The organism is Acidimicrobiia bacterium (assembly GCA_035651955.1).
GTDB lineage: Bacteria > Actinomycetota > Acidimicrobiia > IMCC26256 > JAMXLJ01 > JAMXLJ01.
This window is the reverse complement of the sequence record DASRES010000033.1, coordinates 1-18169: the sequence shown is the minus strand read 5'-3', so window position 1 is coordinate 18169 and position 18169 is coordinate 1. Positions and strand designations below refer to the sequence as shown.

The 18169-nt window shown below is 71.4% G+C and carries 18 protein-coding genes, 1 tRNA gene and 1 pseudogene; 8 read left to right on the top strand and 12 right to left on the bottom strand.

What is annotated here, in order from left to right; translation table 11 throughout:
• Positions 1-462: 462 nt before the first annotated feature.
• From istB to VFC33_07860, 3 genes are all read right to left on the bottom strand, one after another.
• Positions 463-1242, bottom strand: coding sequence for an IS21-like element helper ATPase IstB (gene istB, locus VFC33_07870; protein ID HZR13153.1), 780 nt, complete (start codon positions 1240-1242; stop codon positions 463-465).
• A complete protein-coding gene (gene istA / locus VFC33_07865; protein HZR13152.1) occupies positions 1242-2450 on the bottom strand; it encodes an IS21 family transposase in 1209 nt (402 codons plus the stop codon). Before istA ends, istB begins: the two co-directional genes overlap by 1 nt.
• Positions 2451-2698: 248 nt before the next feature.
• A complete protein-coding gene (locus tag VFC33_07860) occupies positions 2699-3538 on the bottom strand; it encodes a B12-binding domain-containing protein (protein HZR13151.1) in 840 nt (279 codons plus the stop codon).
• 74 nt (positions 3539-3612) lie between these two features.
• Here VFC33_07860 and VFC33_07855 point away from each other — a divergent pair, with 74 nt between their 5' ends.
• The 5 genes from VFC33_07855 to VFC33_07835 are packed head-to-tail and all read left to right on the top strand — an operon-like array spanning position 3613 to position 6337.
• Positions 3613-3939, top strand: coding sequence for a lycopene cyclase domain-containing protein (locus tag VFC33_07855; GenBank protein ID HZR13150.1), 327 nt, complete (start codon positions 3613-3615; stop codon positions 3937-3939).
• Positions 3932-4261, top strand: coding sequence for a lycopene cyclase domain-containing protein (locus tag VFC33_07850; GenBank protein HZR13149.1), 330 nt, complete (start codon positions 3932-3934; stop codon positions 4259-4261). The genes VFC33_07855 and VFC33_07850 overlap by 8 nt, the downstream gene beginning before the upstream one ends.
• Positions 4258-5385, top strand: coding sequence for a glycosyltransferase family A protein (locus VFC33_07845; protein HZR13148.1), 1128 nt, complete (start codon positions 4258-4260; stop codon positions 5383-5385). Before VFC33_07850 ends, VFC33_07845 begins: the two co-directional genes overlap by 4 nt.
• Positions 5382-5867, top strand: a complete 486-nt coding sequence (locus tag VFC33_07840) for a hypothetical protein (protein HZR13147.1) — start codon at positions 5382-5384, stop codon at positions 5865-5867. The genes VFC33_07845 and VFC33_07840 overlap by 4 nt, the downstream gene beginning before the upstream one ends.
• Positions 5864-6337 carry a beta-carotene hydroxylase gene (locus VFC33_07835; protein HZR13146.1) on the top strand — a complete coding sequence of 158 codons (474 nt, stop codon included), beginning with the start codon at positions 5864-5866 and terminating at the stop codon, positions 6335-6337. The genes VFC33_07840 and VFC33_07835 overlap by 4 nt, the downstream gene beginning before the upstream one ends.
• On the opposite strand, the gene VFC33_07830 is transcribed toward VFC33_07835, so the two are convergent.
• From VFC33_07830 to VFC33_07820, 3 genes are read right to left on the bottom strand one after another with little or no spacing between them, the layout of a single operon-like run.
• Positions 6282-7151 (bottom strand): phytoene/squalene synthase family protein, encoded by an 870-nt coding sequence (locus VFC33_07830; GenBank protein HZR13145.1) that lies wholly within the window; start codon positions 7149-7151, stop codon positions 6282-6284. The two genes, VFC33_07835 and VFC33_07830, sit on opposite strands and share 56 nt — an antisense overlap.
• A complete protein-coding gene (gene crtI, locus VFC33_07825) occupies positions 7148-8656 on the bottom strand; it encodes a phytoene desaturase family protein (GenBank protein HZR13144.1) in 1509 nt (502 codons plus the stop codon). The genes VFC33_07830 and crtI overlap by 4 nt, the downstream gene beginning before the upstream one ends.
• Entirely contained in the window at positions 8653-9741 is a 1089-nt protein-coding gene (locus tag VFC33_07820) for a polyprenyl synthetase family protein (GenBank protein ID HZR13143.1), read from the bottom strand. Before VFC33_07820 ends, crtI begins: the two co-directional genes overlap by 4 nt.
• Before the next feature lie 123 nt (positions 9742-9864).
• Between VFC33_07820 and ispH the strand changes: the two genes are divergently transcribed.
• Together ispH and VFC33_07810 are read left to right on the top strand one after the other, a co-directional pair.
• On the top strand, positions 9865-10908 hold the full coding sequence (gene ispH / locus VFC33_07815; protein ID HZR13142.1) for a 4-hydroxy-3-methylbut-2-enyl diphosphate reductase: 1044 nt from the start codon (positions 9865-9867) through the stop codon (positions 10906-10908).
• Positions 10908-12266 carry a deoxyribodipyrimidine photo-lyase gene (locus VFC33_07810; GenBank protein HZR13141.1) on the top strand — a complete coding sequence of 453 codons (1359 nt, stop codon included), beginning with the start codon at positions 10908-10910 and terminating at the stop codon, positions 12264-12266. The genes ispH and VFC33_07810 overlap by 1 nt, the downstream gene beginning before the upstream one ends.
• A 25-nt stretch (positions 12267-12291) precedes the next feature.
• Here VFC33_07810 and VFC33_07805 read toward each other — a convergent pair.
• Positions 12292-13638, bottom strand: a pseudogene (locus VFC33_07805) (DUF2867 domain-containing protein).
• Positions 13639-13786: 148 nt separating this feature from the next.
• Here VFC33_07805 and VFC33_07800 point away from each other — a divergent pair.
• A complete protein-coding gene (locus VFC33_07800) occupies positions 13787-14116 on the top strand; it encodes a hypothetical protein (GenBank protein HZR13140.1) in 330 nt (109 codons plus the stop codon).
• A gap of 33 nt (positions 14117-14149) precedes the next feature.
• On the opposite strand, the gene VFC33_07795 is transcribed toward VFC33_07800, so the two are convergent.
• The 5 genes from VFC33_07795 to VFC33_07775 form a co-directional block, all read right to left on the bottom strand.
• Positions 14150-14227, bottom strand: a tRNA-Pro gene (locus VFC33_07795).
• A 27-nt stretch (positions 14228-14254) separates the two neighbouring features.
• Positions 14255-15145, bottom strand: coding sequence for an SDR family oxidoreductase (locus VFC33_07790; GenBank protein ID HZR13139.1), 891 nt, complete (start codon positions 15143-15145; stop codon positions 14255-14257).
• Positions 15142-16707, bottom strand: coding sequence for an AMP-binding protein (locus VFC33_07785; GenBank protein ID HZR13138.1), 1566 nt, complete (start codon positions 16705-16707; stop codon positions 15142-15144). Before VFC33_07785 ends, VFC33_07790 begins: the two co-directional genes overlap by 4 nt.
• Positions 16708-16727: 20 nt before the next feature.
• Positions 16728-17132: an OB-fold domain-containing protein gene (locus VFC33_07780; GenBank protein HZR13137.1), complete on the bottom strand. Its 405-nt coding sequence runs from the start codon at positions 17130-17132 to the stop codon at positions 16728-16730.
• Positions 17129-18169 (bottom strand): acetyl-CoA acetyltransferase (locus VFC33_07775; GenBank protein ID HZR13136.1); only part of this gene is annotated, 1041 nt, incomplete at its 5' end. The genes VFC33_07775 and VFC33_07780, both read right to left, overlap by 4 nt.

Here is an 18169-nt window from a genome sequence, read left to right as displayed (position 1 = left end):
AGGACGACGAACACGAGGGCACGGGTTTCCCAACGCTCTAAGGGGCCTGGCTGCGCGTTCGCGCGCTCTCGCGGCGGGCGTCGACTCATGGAGTGCTCCGTCGACTCGTTCGTGGCTGCCCTCGCGGTTCCGTATCGGCATGCGATGCGCGAAGTTGACGGGCACGACAGGAAGCGTGTTCGCGAGTGCGCAGTGGGTAGGCGCGCCGCCCGGGTAGGGACTCTCAGCATCGGGGCCGCCCCGGCGCGCTTCCTCTGTGACGCGCCGGGGCGGTCCCTGGGAACGAACGGCAGGCGGACATGAGCGATGACGGACCCGTGCCGGAGATCGAGCGGGCCCGCGCCGTCCAGTAAAGCTCGGGCGATCTTTGCCGGCGCGCGACCGAGGTCGTGTGTCAACGACGGCCGAATCTTGACCCTCTGGCGACGGTTGAAAGTTGACCCCCCCTCGCCGGGGTGTTGGTCACGCGGCGTCGTCGTGGGGCACCCTCCCGAGGTCGCGGTCCTTGAGGCGGTAGCTGTCGCCTTTGAGCGAGATGACTTCGGCGTGGTGGACGAGCCGGTCGATCATGGCGGCGGCGACGGTCGCGTCGCCGAAGGTTTCACCCCAGCGGCCGAACGGCTTGTTGCTGGTGACGATCACCGACGCGCGTTCGTAGCGGGCGGAGACGAGCTGGAAGAACAGGTTCGCGGCTTCGGCTTCGAAGGGGATGTAGCCGACTTCGTCGATGACGAGCAGCGGGATGCGTCCGAGCCGGCGGAGCTCGTCGTGGAGGTGTCCTTGGGCGTGCGCGTCGCCGAGACGGGCGACCCATTCCGCGGCGGTGGCGAACGCGACGCGGTGACCGGCTTGGCAGGCACGGATCGAGACGCCGATCGCGAGATGGGTCTTGCCGGTGCCGGGCGGTCCGAGGAAGACGACGTTGCCGCGTTCGTCGATGAAGTCGAGGGTGCCGAGATGCGCGATCACATCGCGTTTGAGCGATCGTTGGTGGTCGAAGTCGAAGTCCTCGAGCGTCTTGCGCGCGGGGAACCGCGCGGCGCGGATGCGGCCTTCACCGCCGTGGTCTTGACGGGCGGCGACTTCGCGTTCGAGACACGCGGCGAGGAACTCCTCATGGGTCCAACCGTCGGCGCGGGCGCGATCCGCGAGCCGGTCGATCGCGGCGGCGAGCGACGGTGCCTTGAGCGCGCGGCACAAGAACGCGAGATCACTCTTCGATTTCGTGACACGTCCGGCCATCACGCGACTCCCAGCACCCGGTCATAGACGGCGAGATCGCGGATCTCGACCTGGTCCCCGTCGTCGAGCACCACGACGCTCGTGTGGCGCAGCGCCTCGCGTGCACGAACATGCGCCGGGTCAGTGACCGTCCGGTGCTTCGCGAGCGACCGGCGATGCCGCGCAACCTCGTCGCGTGCGAGCGTGACGGTCACGTCCTGAAGGTCGACGTGCACCTCGACCCGCCGACCGATCGCACGGGGGTGCACCGAGTAGTCACACGTGCCGACCCGCACGTGATGATCACGAGCGATCCGCGTCGCGAACCGCCACGACGGATCGGGCAGCACCGGCGGCAACGCCATCATGGCTTCGCGGTCTTCGACGATCCGATCCGCTGGCGCGCACCGCAACGTCCGATGCGTGCGCGTGTTCGCCTTCACCAACCATGCCGTGAGCTGCCTGTTGAAGTCATCGACATCCGCGAAGTCGCGACCGGGCAGGAAGCTCGTCTCGAGATAGCGGTTCGCGCGTTCGACCAGCCCCTTGGCTTCGGGATCACCGGGCTTGCAGAACACCGCACCCATGCCGAGCGCACCACGGAACCGGTCGAACGCCTCCGTCGGCTTCGCCCGGCCACCGTGACGCGACGCGAGCGCAGCCTCGTTGTCATACACACCAACGCGCGGGACCGCGCCGAGCTCGACGAGACAGGCGAGATGCCCGCCGAGGATGTCGTGCGCCTCACGCGACGGGATCATGCGAGCGACGAGCCAGCGCGAATAGCCCGACACGCCGACGAGCACCGGCGGCCGGCCGTGCTGATCGAACCCGAACGGGATGTCGACCGGCGGGAACCACAGATCCCACTGCGCCAACTCGCCCGGCGCGTACTCGGTGCGCTGCACCGGATCCGGCGGCACGAACAACGGCCGCAGCTCGCGGACCCGCACCTTCAACTGAGTCAGGCCGCGCTCCCAGCCGACCCGTTCCGCGATCACCGTCGCCGGCATCCGAGGATGCGCGCGCAACAGATCACGGATCCGGTCCTCGTACGCGTCGACCGCCCACTCACGTCGCTGTCGCTCATAACGCGGCGGCTCCTGCGAACGCAGCGCATCGCGCACCGTGTTCCGAGCGATGCCGAGACGGCGCGCGATCTCCTTGATCGAGACCCCCTCCGCACGGTGCAGCCGACGGATCTCGGCCCAGCCCTCCACGCTGATCACGTCCTTCCTCCCCAGCTCGGCACCGAGCCAGGGTCCGAGGCCCACCACCCCAAGTGGTGGACCGCAAGGAAGGGGGGTCAGTTTTCGGCCGTCGATAGGGGGTCAGTTTTCAGCCGTCGCCGACAGGGCTCGGCTTCGTCGTGAAGTCGCTCTCGATCGTCTCGTCGCGCTCCTGATCTCTTGCGGTCGTTCGAGCGCTCGCTCGTCGGGCACGGGGAGGGTAGGGCTGCGTGGAGGGAAGGTCTGCGTCACGCCCCGCGACGCGTGAGAGCTTCGAGGACCGTCACGACGCCGGCTCCGTCCGCGGCCCAGCCGTCGGCGCCGAGCGAGCGCGCCGTGTCGTCGTCGGGGACGGCCGGACCCCCGACGAGGACAGGCACGCCGGGCACGGCGCGATGGAGGGCTCGTACCGCGGACCGGACGCGTCGCTCGTTCCCACCGGTCGCGACACTGACTCCGACCGTGACGAGCGCGTCCGCACCGCGCGCTGCGCCGACGAACGAATCCACGGGCGTGTTCGCGCCGTGGTCGACCACTGCGTAGCCCTCGCCGCGAAGCAGGTCAGCGAGGATCGCGGCCGGCAGTCCGTGCTCGTCGCCGGGCGCACCGCCGAGCACGACCGTTCCCCGGCGTCGGCCCCGACGCGCGAACCTCGGGCCGAGACGCCCGACGAGCCTGCTCGCGACGGCAGCGGCGCGGTGCTCGTCGGCCACCGTGATCCTCCCGGCAGCCCACTCATCGCCGACCTCGCGAAGGGCGGGTGCGAGGGCGCCGAGGTAGATGTCGCGAGGCTGCGCGCCGGCTGCGAGGGCAGCCTCGACGACACCCCACGCTCCCGCCTCGTCGCCTTCGAGGAGGCGCCTGAGCAGCCGATCGCGATACTGCGAGAATCGCGGTGCCGTGCGGGCACGTGGGGCGTGAGCTCGACGGGTGAGCGCCGCGACATCGGCCGCGCGAACCGTCCATCGCCCGTTGACCTGCCGGGCGGGGAGCCGTCCGAGGCGGACGTACCGGTATGCCGTCATGTAGTGCACGCCGAGACGCTCGGCGGCCTCCTCCAGCGAGAGCACGCGCTGTCGATCCGGCATCCCACTCCGTTCCCCGGGGACGGCGCACCGTAGCATTTATCGCTAAAGTCGCGGCGGTTGTCGGGAGGGCCTTCGTGGACCAGTTCCAGTACCTCGCCCTGATGGGTGCGTGCATCGTCGTGACGCTGCCGCTCGAGCTCGTCCTCGGTGCTCGTGTCTACCGCAGCCCGGCACGCGCGTTGTGCGCGCTCGTACCCGCGGTCGCACTGTTCGCCGCGTGGGACGCAGTCGCGATCGCGCGTGGCGACTGGTGGTTCGCCAGGCGCTACGTCACCGGCTGGCAGGCGCCGGTCGCGATCCCGCTCGAGGAGCTCGTCTTCCTCGTCGTCGTCCCACTCTGCGCCCTGCTCACGTACGAAGTCGTCGGAGGCCTGCTCGAGCGGGACACGCGGCGTGCCTGAGTACACCGGCACGGCAGCCGGTGCGGTCGTCGCCGTGGTCGCGCTCGAGCTCGCCCTACTGCGAACCGGTCTGTTCCGGCGTGTCGCATTCTGGGTGACGATGGTCATCTGCTTCGCGTTCCAGATTCCCGTCGACGGCTGGCTCACCAAGCGGAGTGCGCCGATCGTCCGCTATCGGAGTGCGGCGACGATCGGGGTCCGATTTCCCTGGTCGATCCCGGTCGAGGACTTCCTGTTCGGCTTCGCGCTGCTCGCGCTGGTGCTCCTCTTGTGGGAGTGGGCCGGTCGCGGGCGCAGCCGCCGCGCGATCGGTCCGCTGTGAACGCCTGGTCGGTCGCGCTGCTCGTCGCGGGATGGCTGGGCGGCTGTCTGCTCGCGGGCCGGCGCCATCAGCTCGCGTCTCACACCGGTGGACGACCCGGCAACGCGCCGCGCGTCTCCGTGATCATCCCCGCTCGCGACGAGGCGCGTCGCCTTCCACGTCTGCTCGCGTGTCTGGGCGCGGCCTCGCCCCATCCGTACGAGGTCGTCGTCGTCGACGACGCATCGACGGACGAGACCGCGCACATCGCCCGCACGTCGGGTGCACGCGTGGTGCCGGTCGATGCGCCCGCCGGCTGGACGGGGAAGGCGTGGGCATGCTGGCGCGGCGCGCGGGCCGCCGACGGCGACGTTCTCGTCTTCCTCGACGCGGACACCGAGCCTGCGCCCGGTGCGGTCGCCGCACTCGCACGTCGCGCCTCGGCGAGCGGTGGCATCGTGTCCGTCCAGCCGTGGCACCGTGTCGAGCGCCCGTACGAGCGGCTCTCCGCGTGGTGCAACGTCGTCGCGGTCATCGGCGCCGGTACGGGCGGCCCGCAGGCGCGCGGCTGGTGGCGGCGTCCCGTCGTCTTCGGCGCGGCGATCGCGGTCACGCGTGACGCGTACTTCGCGATCGGCGGTCACGCGGCGGTGCGCAGCGAGGTTGCCGAGGACCTCGCGCTCGCCCGCCGAGCAGCCGAGTACGGTGTTCCCGCCACGTCCTTGACGGGCGGCGGGGCGATGCGGTTCCGGATGTACCCGGACGGCCCGGCCCGCCTCGTGGAGGGATGGAGCAAGAATCTGCTCGCGGGCGCGAGCTCGCTGCCGCCCGTGCGCCTCGCCGTCGCGGTGGCGTGGATCACCGGCTCGCTCGCCGCCGGCGCCCTCGCGGTGGGCGCGATCCCCTCCCTGGTCACACACGGCGCGCTCGCCACGTCCTGCGCCGCGCTCGTGTCCTACGGTGCCTACGGCGCACAGGCATTCGTCTTGATGCGTCGCGTCGGACGTTTCGGTGCGGGAACTGCAGCGCTGTTCGCCGTCCCCCTCGTCGCGTTCCTCGTGCTCTTCGCGCTCGGCTCGTCGCGCGTCGCCACGCGCCGCCCGGTGCGCTGGCGCGGACGCGTCGTCCCGGCAGGTCGTTCGTGAACGCGTCGGTCGCGACCATCGGGCTGGACGCGGCCGCATGGGCCGCGTGGGGAACGGCGGTAGGCTACGCGGGTCACCGCGTCCCTCGGACGCTGTTCGCCCGCGACACGTCGGTCACCCGACCTCGGGCGTGGGAGCGCGACGGCCGGCGCTACGAGCAGCTTCGGGTCCGGCGATGGAAGCGGCTGCTGCCCGATGCCGGAACCGTGTTTCGCGGTGGCGTGGCGAAGCGTCACCTCGTCGGTCGCGACGTCGGATCGTTGCAGCGACTCGTGGAGGAGACCCGTCGCGCGGAGCTCGTGCACTGGGCGGTCGCCGCGCTCGCACCGCTGTTCGCGCTGTGGAACCCGGCGCCGCTCACGGTCGCGATGGCCGTGTACGCGGTGCTCGCGAACGTGCCGTGCGTCGTCGTGCAGCGGTACAACCGCGCCCGTCTGCTGCGGATGCTCACGCCGCGCGCGGCCGTCGAGGCGACCCCGTGAGGACGCGTGCCGTAGTCGTCGCGGCCGGCGCGGCGGTGGCGATGGAGCCCGTCGCAGCGTTGACCCACCGCTTCGTGATGCACCGCCGCGGGTGGACGTGGCATCGGAGTCACCACGCGCGCCCGGCAGGCGGGTTGCAGCGCAACGACCTCTATCCGGCGCTGTTCGCGGCCGCGACGGTCGGGGCGATGGCGCTCGGGGCAGCGCGGCCGCGATGGCGTGTGCTGCTCCCCACCGGAGCCGGTGTGACCACGTACGGTGCCGCGTACGCGCTCGTCCACGACATCTGCCTGCACGGCCGACTCACCGGGACGCCGTTCGTGCGTGGTCGCTACCTCCACGCCGTCGCGACCGCGCACCGCACGCACCATGCGTCGGGCGGTCCGCCCTACGGCTTCCTCGCGCCCGCGACCGCTACCACGGCGCCGCACCACGCGGCACGGAGCGCCTCCGTGCCGCGGCGACCGTGAGCAGCTTGGCGCGCGTCGACACGCGAGCGCGACGCGAGAACACGTCGTAGTCCGCTGTCTCGATCTCGTCGAGGATGCGCGAGTAGAGCAACCGCGCCGCTCCGATGCACCGGGCGGAGCGCGTCGGGAGCATCGCGATCCCGCGATCAGCCGACGCGTAGAGCAGCCGCGCCCGCTGGATCTCGAACGTCATGAGCTCACGCCACGCCGGCGTCACCCGGCGCGCGAACGGATCTGCGCCGAAGCTGCGGAGGTCCTCCTGCGGCAGGTACACGCGACCACGCTCCAGGTCCTCACCGACGTCGCGGAGAAAGTTCGTCAGTTGGAACGCGAGGCCGAGGTCCCGTGCCGGTCCGAGCGCGTCCGCGCTCGCCGGCTCGAGGATCGGCAGCATCATCTCTCCGATGACGGCCGCGGAGCCGTCCATGTAGGCGCACAGGTCGTCCCACGACTCGTACCGGTCGACGGTCAGGTCGGCACGCATCGACGAGAGGAACCGGCGGAACGCGTCGCGCTCGATTCCGTGGAGTCGTGCGGTCCGCACGACGGCGCGCAGGACGGGGTCGGTGGAGGCGGCGGCATCGAGATCGGTGAAGAAGCGGTGCTCGAACATGTCGAGCGCGTCACGTCGGGCGCCCGGCGAGGCCGGCCCGAGCTCGTCGACAATGTCGTCCGCGTACCGGCAGAACGCGTACACGGCGTGGACGTGCGGGCGCTTCACCCGCGGGAGCAGTTGCGTCGCCCAGTAGTACGTCGTCCCGTGCGCACGGTTGACGCGGCGGCAGCGCGCGTAGGCCGCACGGTCGGCATTCACGGGACGCGTTCCATGCGCTCGATGCGTTCTGCGGCGAGGCGCCCCGACACGAGCACCATCGGGATCCCCACACCCGGCACGGTTCCCGAGCCGACGAACGTGAGACCAGGGGCGCGTCGGTCGACGTTGCGGGGACGGAACGGTCCCGACTGCAGGAAGCGGTGCGCGAGCGCGAACGGCGTCCCGCGCTCCATCCCCAGCCGTTCCCAGTCGTGCGGGTCGACCAGTTGCTCGACGTCGACGTCCGTGGGGTACCCGAGCGCGGCGATCCGCGTCACGAGCTCGTCGCGCGCACGGCGGCGTTCGACATCCCACTTCACGGAGCCGTCGAGGTTCGGCACCGGCTCGAGGCCGTAGACGATCGAGCATCCGTCCGGCGCAAGCGACGGATCGCCGTGCGTGGGGATGCTGACGAGAATGGAGGGGTCCGGCATCCGGTTCCCATGGTCGATCAACGCGCGGAAGGACTCCTTCCACGCGCGCCCGAAGTGGATGTTGTGGTGGGCCGCGTCCGCCGGCGGCGACCCGTGGACGCCGGCGTGCCAGACGAGCGCGGACGGTGAGTACCGGCCGGTCCGCGTCACCCGTGGCGGACGGAGCCCGGCCAGCAACGTGCGATACGCGACTGGCAGGTCGAGGTTGCAGACGACCGCGTCGGCGTCGAGCTTCTCGCCCGACGCCAGCCGCACGCCGCGTACCGGTCCGGACGTGTCGCGCTCGAGCACCACCCGCTCGACCGGCGTCGAGTAGCGGAACCTGACACCGGCCTTCTCGGCTGCGGCTGCGAGCCCAGCGGGGATCGCGTGCATCCCGCCCCGAGGGAAGAACACACCACGAACCGTGTCCATGTACGTGATCACGCCGAAGAGAGCGAGCGCCTGGTACGGCGCCAGGCCCGCGTACATCGCCTGGAAGCTGAACAGCCGACGCAAGCGGTCGTCGGCGAACGTTCGCTCCACGCGTGCCGCGAGCTTCCCGAGCCCGCCCCGACGCACGAGCCCGACGAGCGGCCTGACGGGCCGCGCGAGGTCGAGCACCGAGTCGTAGTTGCGGTCGATGAAGTGCGTCATCTCGAGGCGATACAGGCCGCCGAGCCAGTCGCAGAAGGCGTCGAAGGCGGCGGCGTCGCGCGCTCCGCACACCGATCGGATCTCCTCGACCATCGCGTCGCGGTCGCGCCGCACGCGGATGGTGCTGCCGTCGGCGAACGTCGCCCGGTAGATGGGGTCGACCGGCGCGAGGTCGACGAACTCGCGCGTCTCGAACCCGGCCGCACCGAACGTCGCGTCGAGGAGCTCGGGCATCGTCAGCACCGTCGGTCCCGTGTCGAACCGGTATCCCCCGAGCTCGACGCGCCCCGCTCGCCCACCGGGCAGGGCGTCACGCTCCACGACCGTGACATCGTGGCCGCGGCCGACGAGATGACACGCCGCGGAGAGGCCACCGAGCCCGGCGCCGACCACGACGACGCGCGTGCGACGTACCGACGACGCGCGGGCGCTCATCGCTCACGCCATGCTGCGGCCAACGCCAGCTCGTGCAGTGCGTCACGTGCCTCGTCCACGATCGGTGCGGCACGCAACACGCCCAGTGCCCGCTCGACACGGCGCTCGATTGCGACTTCCACGGCACCGCGCGCGCCACAGTCCTCGAACAGCGTGCGCAGGTCGTCGATCTCGTCGTCACGCAGATCGTCGCGACCGACACGGGCGAGGAGCGGCCGCCCCCCTACCGGACATCGTCGTGTCGCGAGGGCGAGCAGCAGCGTCGGCTTGCCTTCGCGCAGGTCGTCACCGACGGGCTTCCCCGTCGTCGCCGTGTCCCCGAACACGCCGAGCAGGTCGTCGCGGAGCTGGAACGCCTCACCGAGCGGCCGACCGTACGCCGTGTACGTGGGCGCGAGGTCGTCCAGCCGTCCGGCGAGAGCGGCGCCCAGGTGCAGCGGACGCTCCACCGTGTAGAGCCCGGACTTGAAGCGCGCGACGCGACGCGCCCGGACGAGGTCCCGATCGCGACGTGCAGCACCGGTCACGTCGAGGTACTGCCCCATCGTGAGCTCGACGCGCAGATCGGTCCACACGGCGCGGGCCGCGGGGTCGAGGTCGCGCACGAGCACGTCCGCGTACGCGAAGGCGAGATCGCCGAGGAGGACCGCCAGCCCTTCACCGAAGCGGCGCGACTCGCCGTTCCAGCCGCACTGTGCGTGCTCGACGGCGAGGGCGACGTGCGCGGCGGGCCGGCCACGACGGCTCGCCGACCCGTCCATCACGTCGTCGTGGAGCAGGGCGAACGCGTGGAGGAGCTCGAACCCGGCGCCGGCGGTAACCGCATCGGGGTCATCGGGATCACCGCCAGCACCCACATGACCCCAGTGACAGAACGCGGGGCGAAGTCGCTTGCCTCCGGTCAAGACGAAGTCGCGGAGCACGTCGTGCAGCGCGCGCAGCCCGAAGTCCTCGCGTTCCCAGTGCTCGGTGCGCCCGCGCAGGAAGACGGCGAGGTGTGCTTCGACCCGACGCGCGGGCCCCTCGAGCGTGCCGCCCGGCGCGCACTCGCGAGCCGGGACGGTGACAGGCATCGCAGTGGACATCGCGGAGCTCCTCGACGGATCGACCGGCCGACGACCTGTTTATCACTAAATTCCCCGGGGGCGGCAACCGTACCGAGGTCTGGTCTTGCCGGCGCTGAGTTTTAGCACTAAGTTGCCCGGGTTGTGGACGTCCGTCGTGTCGTGCTCGTGTCTCCACGCGGCTACTGCGCCGGTGTCGAGGCAGCCGTCAAGACGCTCGCGTGGACGGTCGTGCTGTACGACCCGCCCGTGTACTGCGTGCACGCGATCGTGCACAACGAAGACGTCGTGGCACGCTTCGAGCGGCTCGGCGTCGTCTTCGTGGACGACGTCGACGACGTTCCCGCCGGCGGCACGGTCGTACTGAGCGCGCACGGCTCGGCGCCCGACGTCGTTCAGCGAGCACGCCGCCGCGCCGACGTCGTCGTCGACGCCGTGTGTCCCCTCGTCACGAAGGTGCACCGTGAGCTACGAGCGCGTCTTGCAGCCGGCGACACCGTGCTGTACGCAGGCCGAGCAGGGCACGACGAAGCGGAGGGCACGCTCGCGATCGACTCGACCGTCGAGCTCGTCGAGTCGCCGCACGATCTCGCCGCCGTGCGCCCACCGTCGACCCGTGTCGCGCTCCTCTCCCAGACGACACTGTCCGAGCACGAGTGGAGCGCGTTCGTGCAGGAGGCCCACGATCGGTTCCTGAGCGTCTGGACGCCTCCGACAGCCGATCTCTGCTTCGCGACCACGAACCGTCAGCGCGCGCTGCAACGGGCCGCCGGCTCGTGCGACACGACGATCGTCGTCGGATCGGCATCGTCGTCGAACGTCGCCTCGCTCGTGACAATCGCACGAGAGCTCTGCGCCAACGTCCACCGCGTCGGAGGGCCCGAGGAGATCCCACCGGGGGTGGGCGGCGACGTCGCCGTCACGGCGGGTGCGTCGACTCCCGAGTCCGCCGTGCGTGCCGTCGTCGAGCACCTCGCCCCGAGCGACGACGTCGAGGAGCTCGTCGTCACCGACGAAACGAACCAGTTCGCGCTTCCACGACCGGTGCGCGAATCGTTGCGCACTCGACACGAGGCCGGCGCCCTTCCGCGAGCGCTGGCCGAAGCCGCGTGCGACCCGGGCCTCGCGGCCGACGTGCTCCTCGACCTCGTCGAATCCGAGGTCGCGCGCTCGGGTCCGAACCGCTGATGCGGACCGTCGTCGTTCTCTTCACGCGCGACCTGCGCATCCACGACCAGCCCGCACTCCACGCCGCCGCCGCTCGCGCCGAACAGATCGTTCCGTTGTTCGTCTTCGACGAAGCGATCGTCAGCACGGAGCTCGCCCGTCCCAACCGCATGGCGTTTCTGGTCGAGTCCCTCGCCGATCTCGACGCGTCGCTACGTCAGCTCGGCGGGCGTCTCTGCCGCCGCTCCGGAGACGTCGTGCGCGAGACGATGCGCACCGTCCACGAGGCGCGCGCGGAGGCGATCTTCGTGACCGAGGACGTGAGCTCGTACGCACGGCGCCGGACGGACCGGCTGAGCACAGCGTGCGACGACGCGCGCATCGAGCTGTGCACCTTCCCCGGCACGACCGTCGTCGGTGCGCGCGAGCTCCGACCCTCCGCGCGCGACCACTACGAGGTCTTCAGCAGCTACTGGAAGCGGTGGCGCGCGATCCCGAGGAGGACGGTGCTCCTCCCACCACGACGTCTCACCGTGCCGGCGACGCTGCGAACCGGTCGCTCGCCCGCGCGACACACCCTCGTGACGGGCCCCGAGTCACCGTCGCGTCCACCGGGGGGCGAGACGGCAGGTCGCGCCGTGATGACCACCTGGCTGCGCGAGCTGCTGGACGTCTACGCCAGCGACCACGACGCGCCAGCCGACGACGCGACGTCGCGGCTCTCGCCGTACCTGCACTTCGGATGCGTCTCACCACGCGAGCTCGAGGACCGGGCGACAGGCAGCCCGGGCGGCGACGCGTTCGTCCGTCAGCTGTGCTGGCGCGACTTCTACCATCAGCTTCTCGCCGCGCGCCCTGACACCACGGCCGTCGACCTCCGCGACCGCAACATCACCTGGTCCGACGACGAGCGTGCCCTCGACGCGTGGAAACGCGGCCGAACCGGTTACCCGTTCGTCGACGCGGGGATGCGGCAGCTCGCCACCGAAGGCTGGATGCACAACCGCCTCCGGCTCGTCACCGCGTCGTTCCTCACCCGGCACCTCAACGTCGACTGGCGTCGCGGTGCCGCGCACTACTTCGACCTCCTCGTCGACGGTGACGTTGCGAACAACGTCGGCAACTGGCAATGGGTCGCCGGCACCGGCGTCGACTCGCGCCCGAATCGGGTGTTCAATCCCGTACGCCAAGGACAGCGGCTCGACCCTGACGGAAGGTACGTACGCCGTTACGTGCCCGAGCTTCGGAAGATCACGAACGCTTCGGTCCACCAGCCGTGGAACCTCGAGCCGGGAATGCGCCGCGGCCTCGGCTATCCGGCTCGCATCGTGTCCGCGCCGCGGGGCGCGCCACGCGCTCCTTCGCGTCAGCACGCATGACGCGCTCGCGCGCCATCGCGACGAAGACGCGCCGGTGGATCGGCCGGAGCGCGAGCCAGTAGAGGAGTCCCGGCACTCCGCGCGTGCGCATAGCCCCCACCGTCAGCAGACGACCCGCTCCGACGCGATAGCCGAGCCAGGCCTCACCCGGGACCCAGCTGCGATCACGCAGCACGAGCTCGCCAGGAGCCGTCCGAGCAACGGTCCACCAATCGACCGCGGTGCCGAGCGCGAGCGGTCTCGCACCACGCTGGAGCCGGAGACGCTCGCCGAGGAGCCAACCGAGGGCGACCCGCAGACGCCACCCGCGCACCGCGCCGTACCAGCGATAGTCACCACCCACACGCGCGAGGTCCGCGCTGATGGCGGACTCCAGGCGAGCGTCGATGGTGAGCTCGACCCGCATGGACGACACGCCGTCCACGACGTCCGCGTCGCGCTCGAAGAGGTCGTCCGCCGCCCGTTCCACCTGGCGATCGAGGGCCTCGCGTATCGCGTCCGCGACGCCGACCGGATGCACACCGGGGAAGGCCGCTCGTGTGTGCACGGGATCGCGCACGACGACCTCCGTCGAGAGGCTCTCGACGAGCGCATGGCTGACGGAGCGGTCGACCGGCGTCACGGCATCGACCCAGTACGAGGAGAGGCGGGTCGTCAGCAACGGCACGTCGACGATGAAGCGGCGACGGAGCCCGCGCGCCTTCGCGTACGCCTGGATCATGTCGCGATATGTCGTCACCTCGTGGCCGCCGAGCTCGTACACGCCCGGCGCGACCGTCATGGCGCATTCGAGGTAGTCGAGAAGGTCACGCTCACCGATGGGCTCGATGCGTGTGCGTACCCAACGCGGACACACCATGAGCGGAAGACGCTCGGTGAGGTACCTGAGCATCTCGAACGAGATGCTGCCCGCGCCGATGACGATCGCAGCCCGAAGCTCGACGACGGGTACCCCAGCCGCTCCGAGCAAGGAACCGACCTCCTGACGGCTCGCGAGGTGCTCGGAGGCGGGCGCGTCACCGAGACCGCCGAGGTACACGATCCGCTCGAGCCGGGCCGCGGCGGCGGCACGTCCGAACGCGAGTGCAAGAGCGCGATCGCGGTCGCGAAAGCCTTCCTCTTGCATCGAATGGACCAGGTAGAACGCAACGTCTACACCACGAAGCGCCTCGGCCATCCCCTCCTCGTCGTTCGCGTCGCGCTCGACGAGCTCGACTCCGGCTCGCGCCAGGCGCGCGTCGGCGTGTCGCGAGATCGCGACGACCGAGTGCCCGTGAGCCGCGAGTCGCTCCACGATCGCGCGGCCCACGAACCCGGTTGCGCCGACCACCGCGACGCGCGACACGGAGTCCACGGGCACTTCGGTACCCATCCGAGCGTGCTCCCAGGCACCCGGATCGCGCTTCCTGACGCGAGTGTCAGCGCCCGCTGTACCGTCCCGGCCCATTGGACGACGGCGACAGCGACGAGCGTCGCGCAGTCCTCTACGGGACGCTCAGTACGCGACGCTCGCCCGCTACGTGGAGCGCGTCTCGGAGGCGCTCGAGGCGCGCCTCGCGGTGCGTGCCGAGGAGGACCTCGCGACTGCCGCTCATGGCGCGGGCTTCGTGATCCTCTCGATCTCGACGGGTCTCGACACGATGGCGGGGGACCTCCTGTTCGCACAGCGGCACGGGTTCTCGATGCCGGTCGGCGACACCTCGGGCCTTCGGGATCCCCCGGTCGTTGCGCGACGTCCCAGTCAGGGACATCGCGCGCCGGTGATCGTCACTCGCACGCCGGGTGGGCACGCACCCGTGGTTCCCGGTCCGGTCCACGCGAACGACGGGCCGCGATGTTCACGCAGGTGACGACGCGATTCGCCCGCTCGCCGCTGCTCACCGTGGTCGGGCTGCCGGGACTTGAACCCGGGACCTTCGGTCCCCCAGACCGACGCGCTGACCAAGCTGCGCCACAGCCCGCGAAGCGCTCAGTCTAGAACCGGTCGCTCAGGCGTCCGCCTGTTCGAGCAGCGGCCCGACGACGTCGCCCAGCTCCGCGGGATCCCAGCGCGCGTCGCGCTCGGCCGACGGTCCGCGCTCCCACCCGCGCGCGACGGCGATCCGCCCGCCGCTCACGAGGAAGACCCGGCCGGTCACGTCGCGCGCCTCGGGGCTCGCCAGCCACGCGACGAGGGGCGCCACGTTCTCCGGCGCGCGGGGATCGAACGCGCTCGGCTCGGGCGCCGGCGCGGACGCGACGCCGGGCAGGTTCTCGGTCATCCGCGTCCGGGCGCCCGGCGCGATCGCGTTGACGGTCACGCCGTATCGGCCCAGCTCCTTCGCCGCGATGATCGAGAACGTCGCGATCCCGGACTTCGCCGCGCCGTAGTTCGACTGGCCGGGGTTCGCGAACAAACCCGACGTCGAGCTCGTGTTCACGACACGGGCGTCGACCGCGTCGCCGGCCTTGGCGCGCTCACGCCAGTACGCGGCTGCCCAACGGGTCGGCGCGAACGTGCCCTTGAGGTGGACGCGGACGACGGCGTCCCACTCCGCCTCCGTCATGTTGACCAGCATGCGGTCGCGCAGGATCCCGGCGTTGTTGACGAGCACGTCGATCGTCCCGAACCGCTCGATCGCCGTGTCGACGAGGCGGTGGGCTCCGTCCCAGTCGGACACGTCGTCGCCGTTCGCGACCGCCTCACCGCCCATGGCGCGAATCTCGTCGACGACCGCGCCCGCGGGCCCGGCGGACGACCCGGTCCCGTCGACCTTCGCGCCGAGGTCGTTGACCACGACGCGCGCGCCCTGACGTGCGAGCTCGAGGGCGTGACCGCGTCCGATGCCACGTCCTGCGCCCGTGACGACCGCGACGCGCCCCTCGCAGATGCCGCTCACGACGACCCTCCCGCGTCCACCGCTGCCGCGCGGTAACGGTCGCGCAGGAGCCGCCGGTACAGCTTGCCGTTGTCGTGACGCGGGAGCGCGTCGACGAAGTCGACCGTGCGCGGGCACTTGTAGTGCGCGATGCGGTCGCGACAGAACGCGACGAGCTCCTCGGCGAGCGCGTCGGACGTCTCGACGCCGTCCCGCACCTCGACCACGGCCATCACCGTCTCGCCGAGGTCCTCGTCGGGCACGCCGATGACGGCCGCGTCCGCGACGGCGGGGTGCGCGAGCAGCTCCGCCTCGACCTCGGCCGGGTAGATGTTCACGCCGCCCGAGATGATCAGCTCGCTGCTGCGGTCGGTCAGGTAGAGGTAGCCGTCCTCGTCGAGACGGCCGACGTCGCCGAGCGTGAAGAAGTCGCCGCGGTACGCGGACTCCGTCTTGACGGGGTCGTGGTGGTACTCGAAGCGCGCGCCGGGCAGCGACTTCAGGTACACGGTTCCCACGACGCCGGGCGGCACGTCGTCGCCGTGCTCGTCGAGCACGCGGATGCTGCCCGGCACGAACGGCTTGCCCACGGTCCCGGGGCGGGTGAGCCACTCCTCGCTCGTCACGAACGTGCCGAGGCCCTCCGTCGCCGCGTAGTACTCGAGCAGGACGGGCCCCCACCAGTCGATGATCGCCTGCTTGACGTGCACGGGACACGGCGCAGCGCCGTGCAGCACGAGGCGCAGCGACGAGACGTCTGCACCCGCGCGCACGTCGTCGGGCAGCGCGAGCAGTCGGTGGAACATCGTCGGGACCATGTGCGAGTGCGTCACGCGGTGGCGCGCCACGAGAGCGAGCGTCTCGCGCGCGTCCCACCCGTCCATCACGACGACGCCGACGCCCGCGTGCAACGGCGACACGAGCGAGAAGGCGAGCGGTGCCGCGTGGTACAGCGGGCCGGTGCACAGGTGCACGTCCTCGCCGGCCCGGTACCGGAACAGATTGCCGACGGCCGAGGGCGTCGCCTTGCGGCGAACACCCTTCGGGCGCCCGGTCGTGCCCGACGTGTAGAGCATCGACGAGCCGACGACGGGGTCGTCGAGATCCGAGTCGTCGTACCCGGCGACCACGTCGTCGCAGCGTTCGAAGCCGTCGATCGCGCCGCCGACCGCGAGTCGCACGCGCGCACCCGGCGCGCAGTCCGCGGCCCGGGCCGCGCTGCTCGCGTAGCGCGCGTCGGCGACGAACGCCTTGGCGTCGCAGTCGTCGACGACGTAGCCCGCCTCGTCGCCCGTGAGGTGCCAGTTCACCGGCGTGAACCGCAGGCCGGCGCGCTGCGCGGCCGCGACGACCTCCGCGAACTCGGGCCGGTTCCCGACGAGCAACGCGATCGCGTCGCCGGGGACGAGGCCGCGCGACCGCAGTGCCCGGGCGAGCGCGTTCGCCCGCGCGTTGAGCGCGGCGAACGTGCGATCCCCGTGCGGCGAGACGATCGCCGGCACGTCGGGTTGGCGCGCGGCCCAGTATGCGAGCGCCATGCCGTCCCGCGTCGCTTCGCGCAGGTCGTCGAGCTGGACGGGCATCGCGTCCCCTCTCCTCGCGGTCAGGGCTCCGGAGCGAACACGGGAAGGTGACGGCCGTCCGGCAGCGGCTCCCACGCGACGCGCACCGCCATGCCGACCGTCACCGCGCCGGGGGCGCAACCCACGACGTTCGTCATCATGCGGACGCCCTCGGGCAGGTCGACGAGCGCGACCGCGTACGGACCGTCGGCGGCGTCGCGGCCCGGTCCGGGACGGTGCTGCACGCTGACCGCGTGCACGGTCGCAGCACCCGACGCGGGCCACCACTCGAAGCTCGTCCCGAGGCAGCGCGGGCACGCCTCCCGCGGATAGTGCACGGGTTGCTCGCATCGCGTGCACCACTGCAGGACCAGCGTGCGCTCGCGCGTCGCGTCCCAGAACGGCGCGGCAACCTCCGACACCGGTGGGACGGCGCGCTGCGTCACCGTGTCGCATCCGTGCCGAGGACGAGCGTGCCCATCGTCGAGAGCACGCCGCCGGAACCGTGCGCGACCGCGATGTGCGGGTCGTCGAGCTGACGGTCGCCGCACTCGCCGCGCAGCTGCCGCACCGCCTCGACGATGAGGAACATCCCGTACATGCCCGGGTGCGTGTACGACAGCCCGCCGCCGTTCGTGTTCATCGGCAGCGCGCCACCGGGCCCGAGCTTCCCGTCCGCAGCGAACGGACCGCCCTCCCCCTTCGCGCAGAACCCGAGGTCCTCCAGGTGGAGCAGCGCCGTGATCGTGAACGAGTCGTAGCCCATCAGCAGGTCGACATCGCCGGGCTTGACGCCGGCCATCGCGAACGCGGCCGGCCCGCTGCGCGCCCCGGCCGTCGTCGTGAGGTCCGGCATCTGGCTGATCATCTGGTGGTCGCCGCACGTGGCGGCACCGAGCACGAGGACGGGCGGCTTGCGCAGGTCGCGCGCGCGTTCTGCCGAGGTGAGCACGAACGCGCCCGCGCCGTCGGTGACGAGGCAGCAGTCGAGGAGGTGCAGGGGTGACGCCTGCATAGGCGACGCGAGGACGTCGTCGACGGTGATCGGATCGCGGTAGCGGGCGCGCGGGTTCCTCGACGCCCACGCGCGCGTCGACACCGCGATCTGGGCGAGCTGCTCGGGCGTCGTGCCGTACACCGCCATGTGGCGGCTCGCGGCGAGCGCGTACGCGCCCATCGGCATTGCGAGCCCGTACGGCATCTCCCACTCGAGCATCGGGTTCGGGCCGGGGAACGGCGGGCGGCGTTGCGCCTGCCCGTCGCGGCGGGCACGGTCGCCCCGCGGCGTCGCGGCGTACACACCGACGACGACGTCGCACAGCCCGGCCGCGATCGCGGCGGCCGCGTGCTCGACGTGCACCTCGAAGCTCGACCCGCCGACGGTCGTCCCGTCGACGAACGTCGGGTGGATACCGAGGAACTCGGCCAGCCCCGTCGCCATGCCGGCGTAGCAGACGCCGTCGACGTCGGCGAGCGTCAGTCC

What these genes read in the sequence shown, in the direction of transcription:
- istB (HZR13153.1), bottom strand. Translation starts at nt 1,242, where the DNA reads ATGGCCGGACGTGTCACGAAATCGAAGAGTGATCTCGCGTTCTTGTGC.
- VFC33_07860 (HZR13151.1), bottom strand. Translation starts at nt 3,538, where the DNA reads ATGCCGGATCGACAGCGCGTGCTCTCGCTGGAGGAGGCCGCCGAGCGT.
- crtI (HZR13144.1), bottom strand. Translation starts at nt 8,656, where the DNA reads ATGAGCGCCCGCGCGTCGTCGGTACGTCGCACGCGCGTCGTCGTGGTC.
- VFC33_07820 (HZR13143.1), bottom strand. Translation starts at nt 9,741, where the DNA reads ATGTCCACTGCGATGCCTGTCACCGTCCCGGCTCGCGAGTGCGCGCCG.
- VFC33_07810 (HZR13141.1), top strand. Translation starts at nt 10,908, where the DNA reads ATGCGGACCGTCGTCGTTCTCTTCACGCGCGACCTGCGCATCCACGAC.
- VFC33_07785 (HZR13138.1), bottom strand. Translation starts at nt 16,707, where the DNA reads ATGCCCGTCCAGCTCGACGACCTGCGCGAAGCGACGCGGGACGGCATG.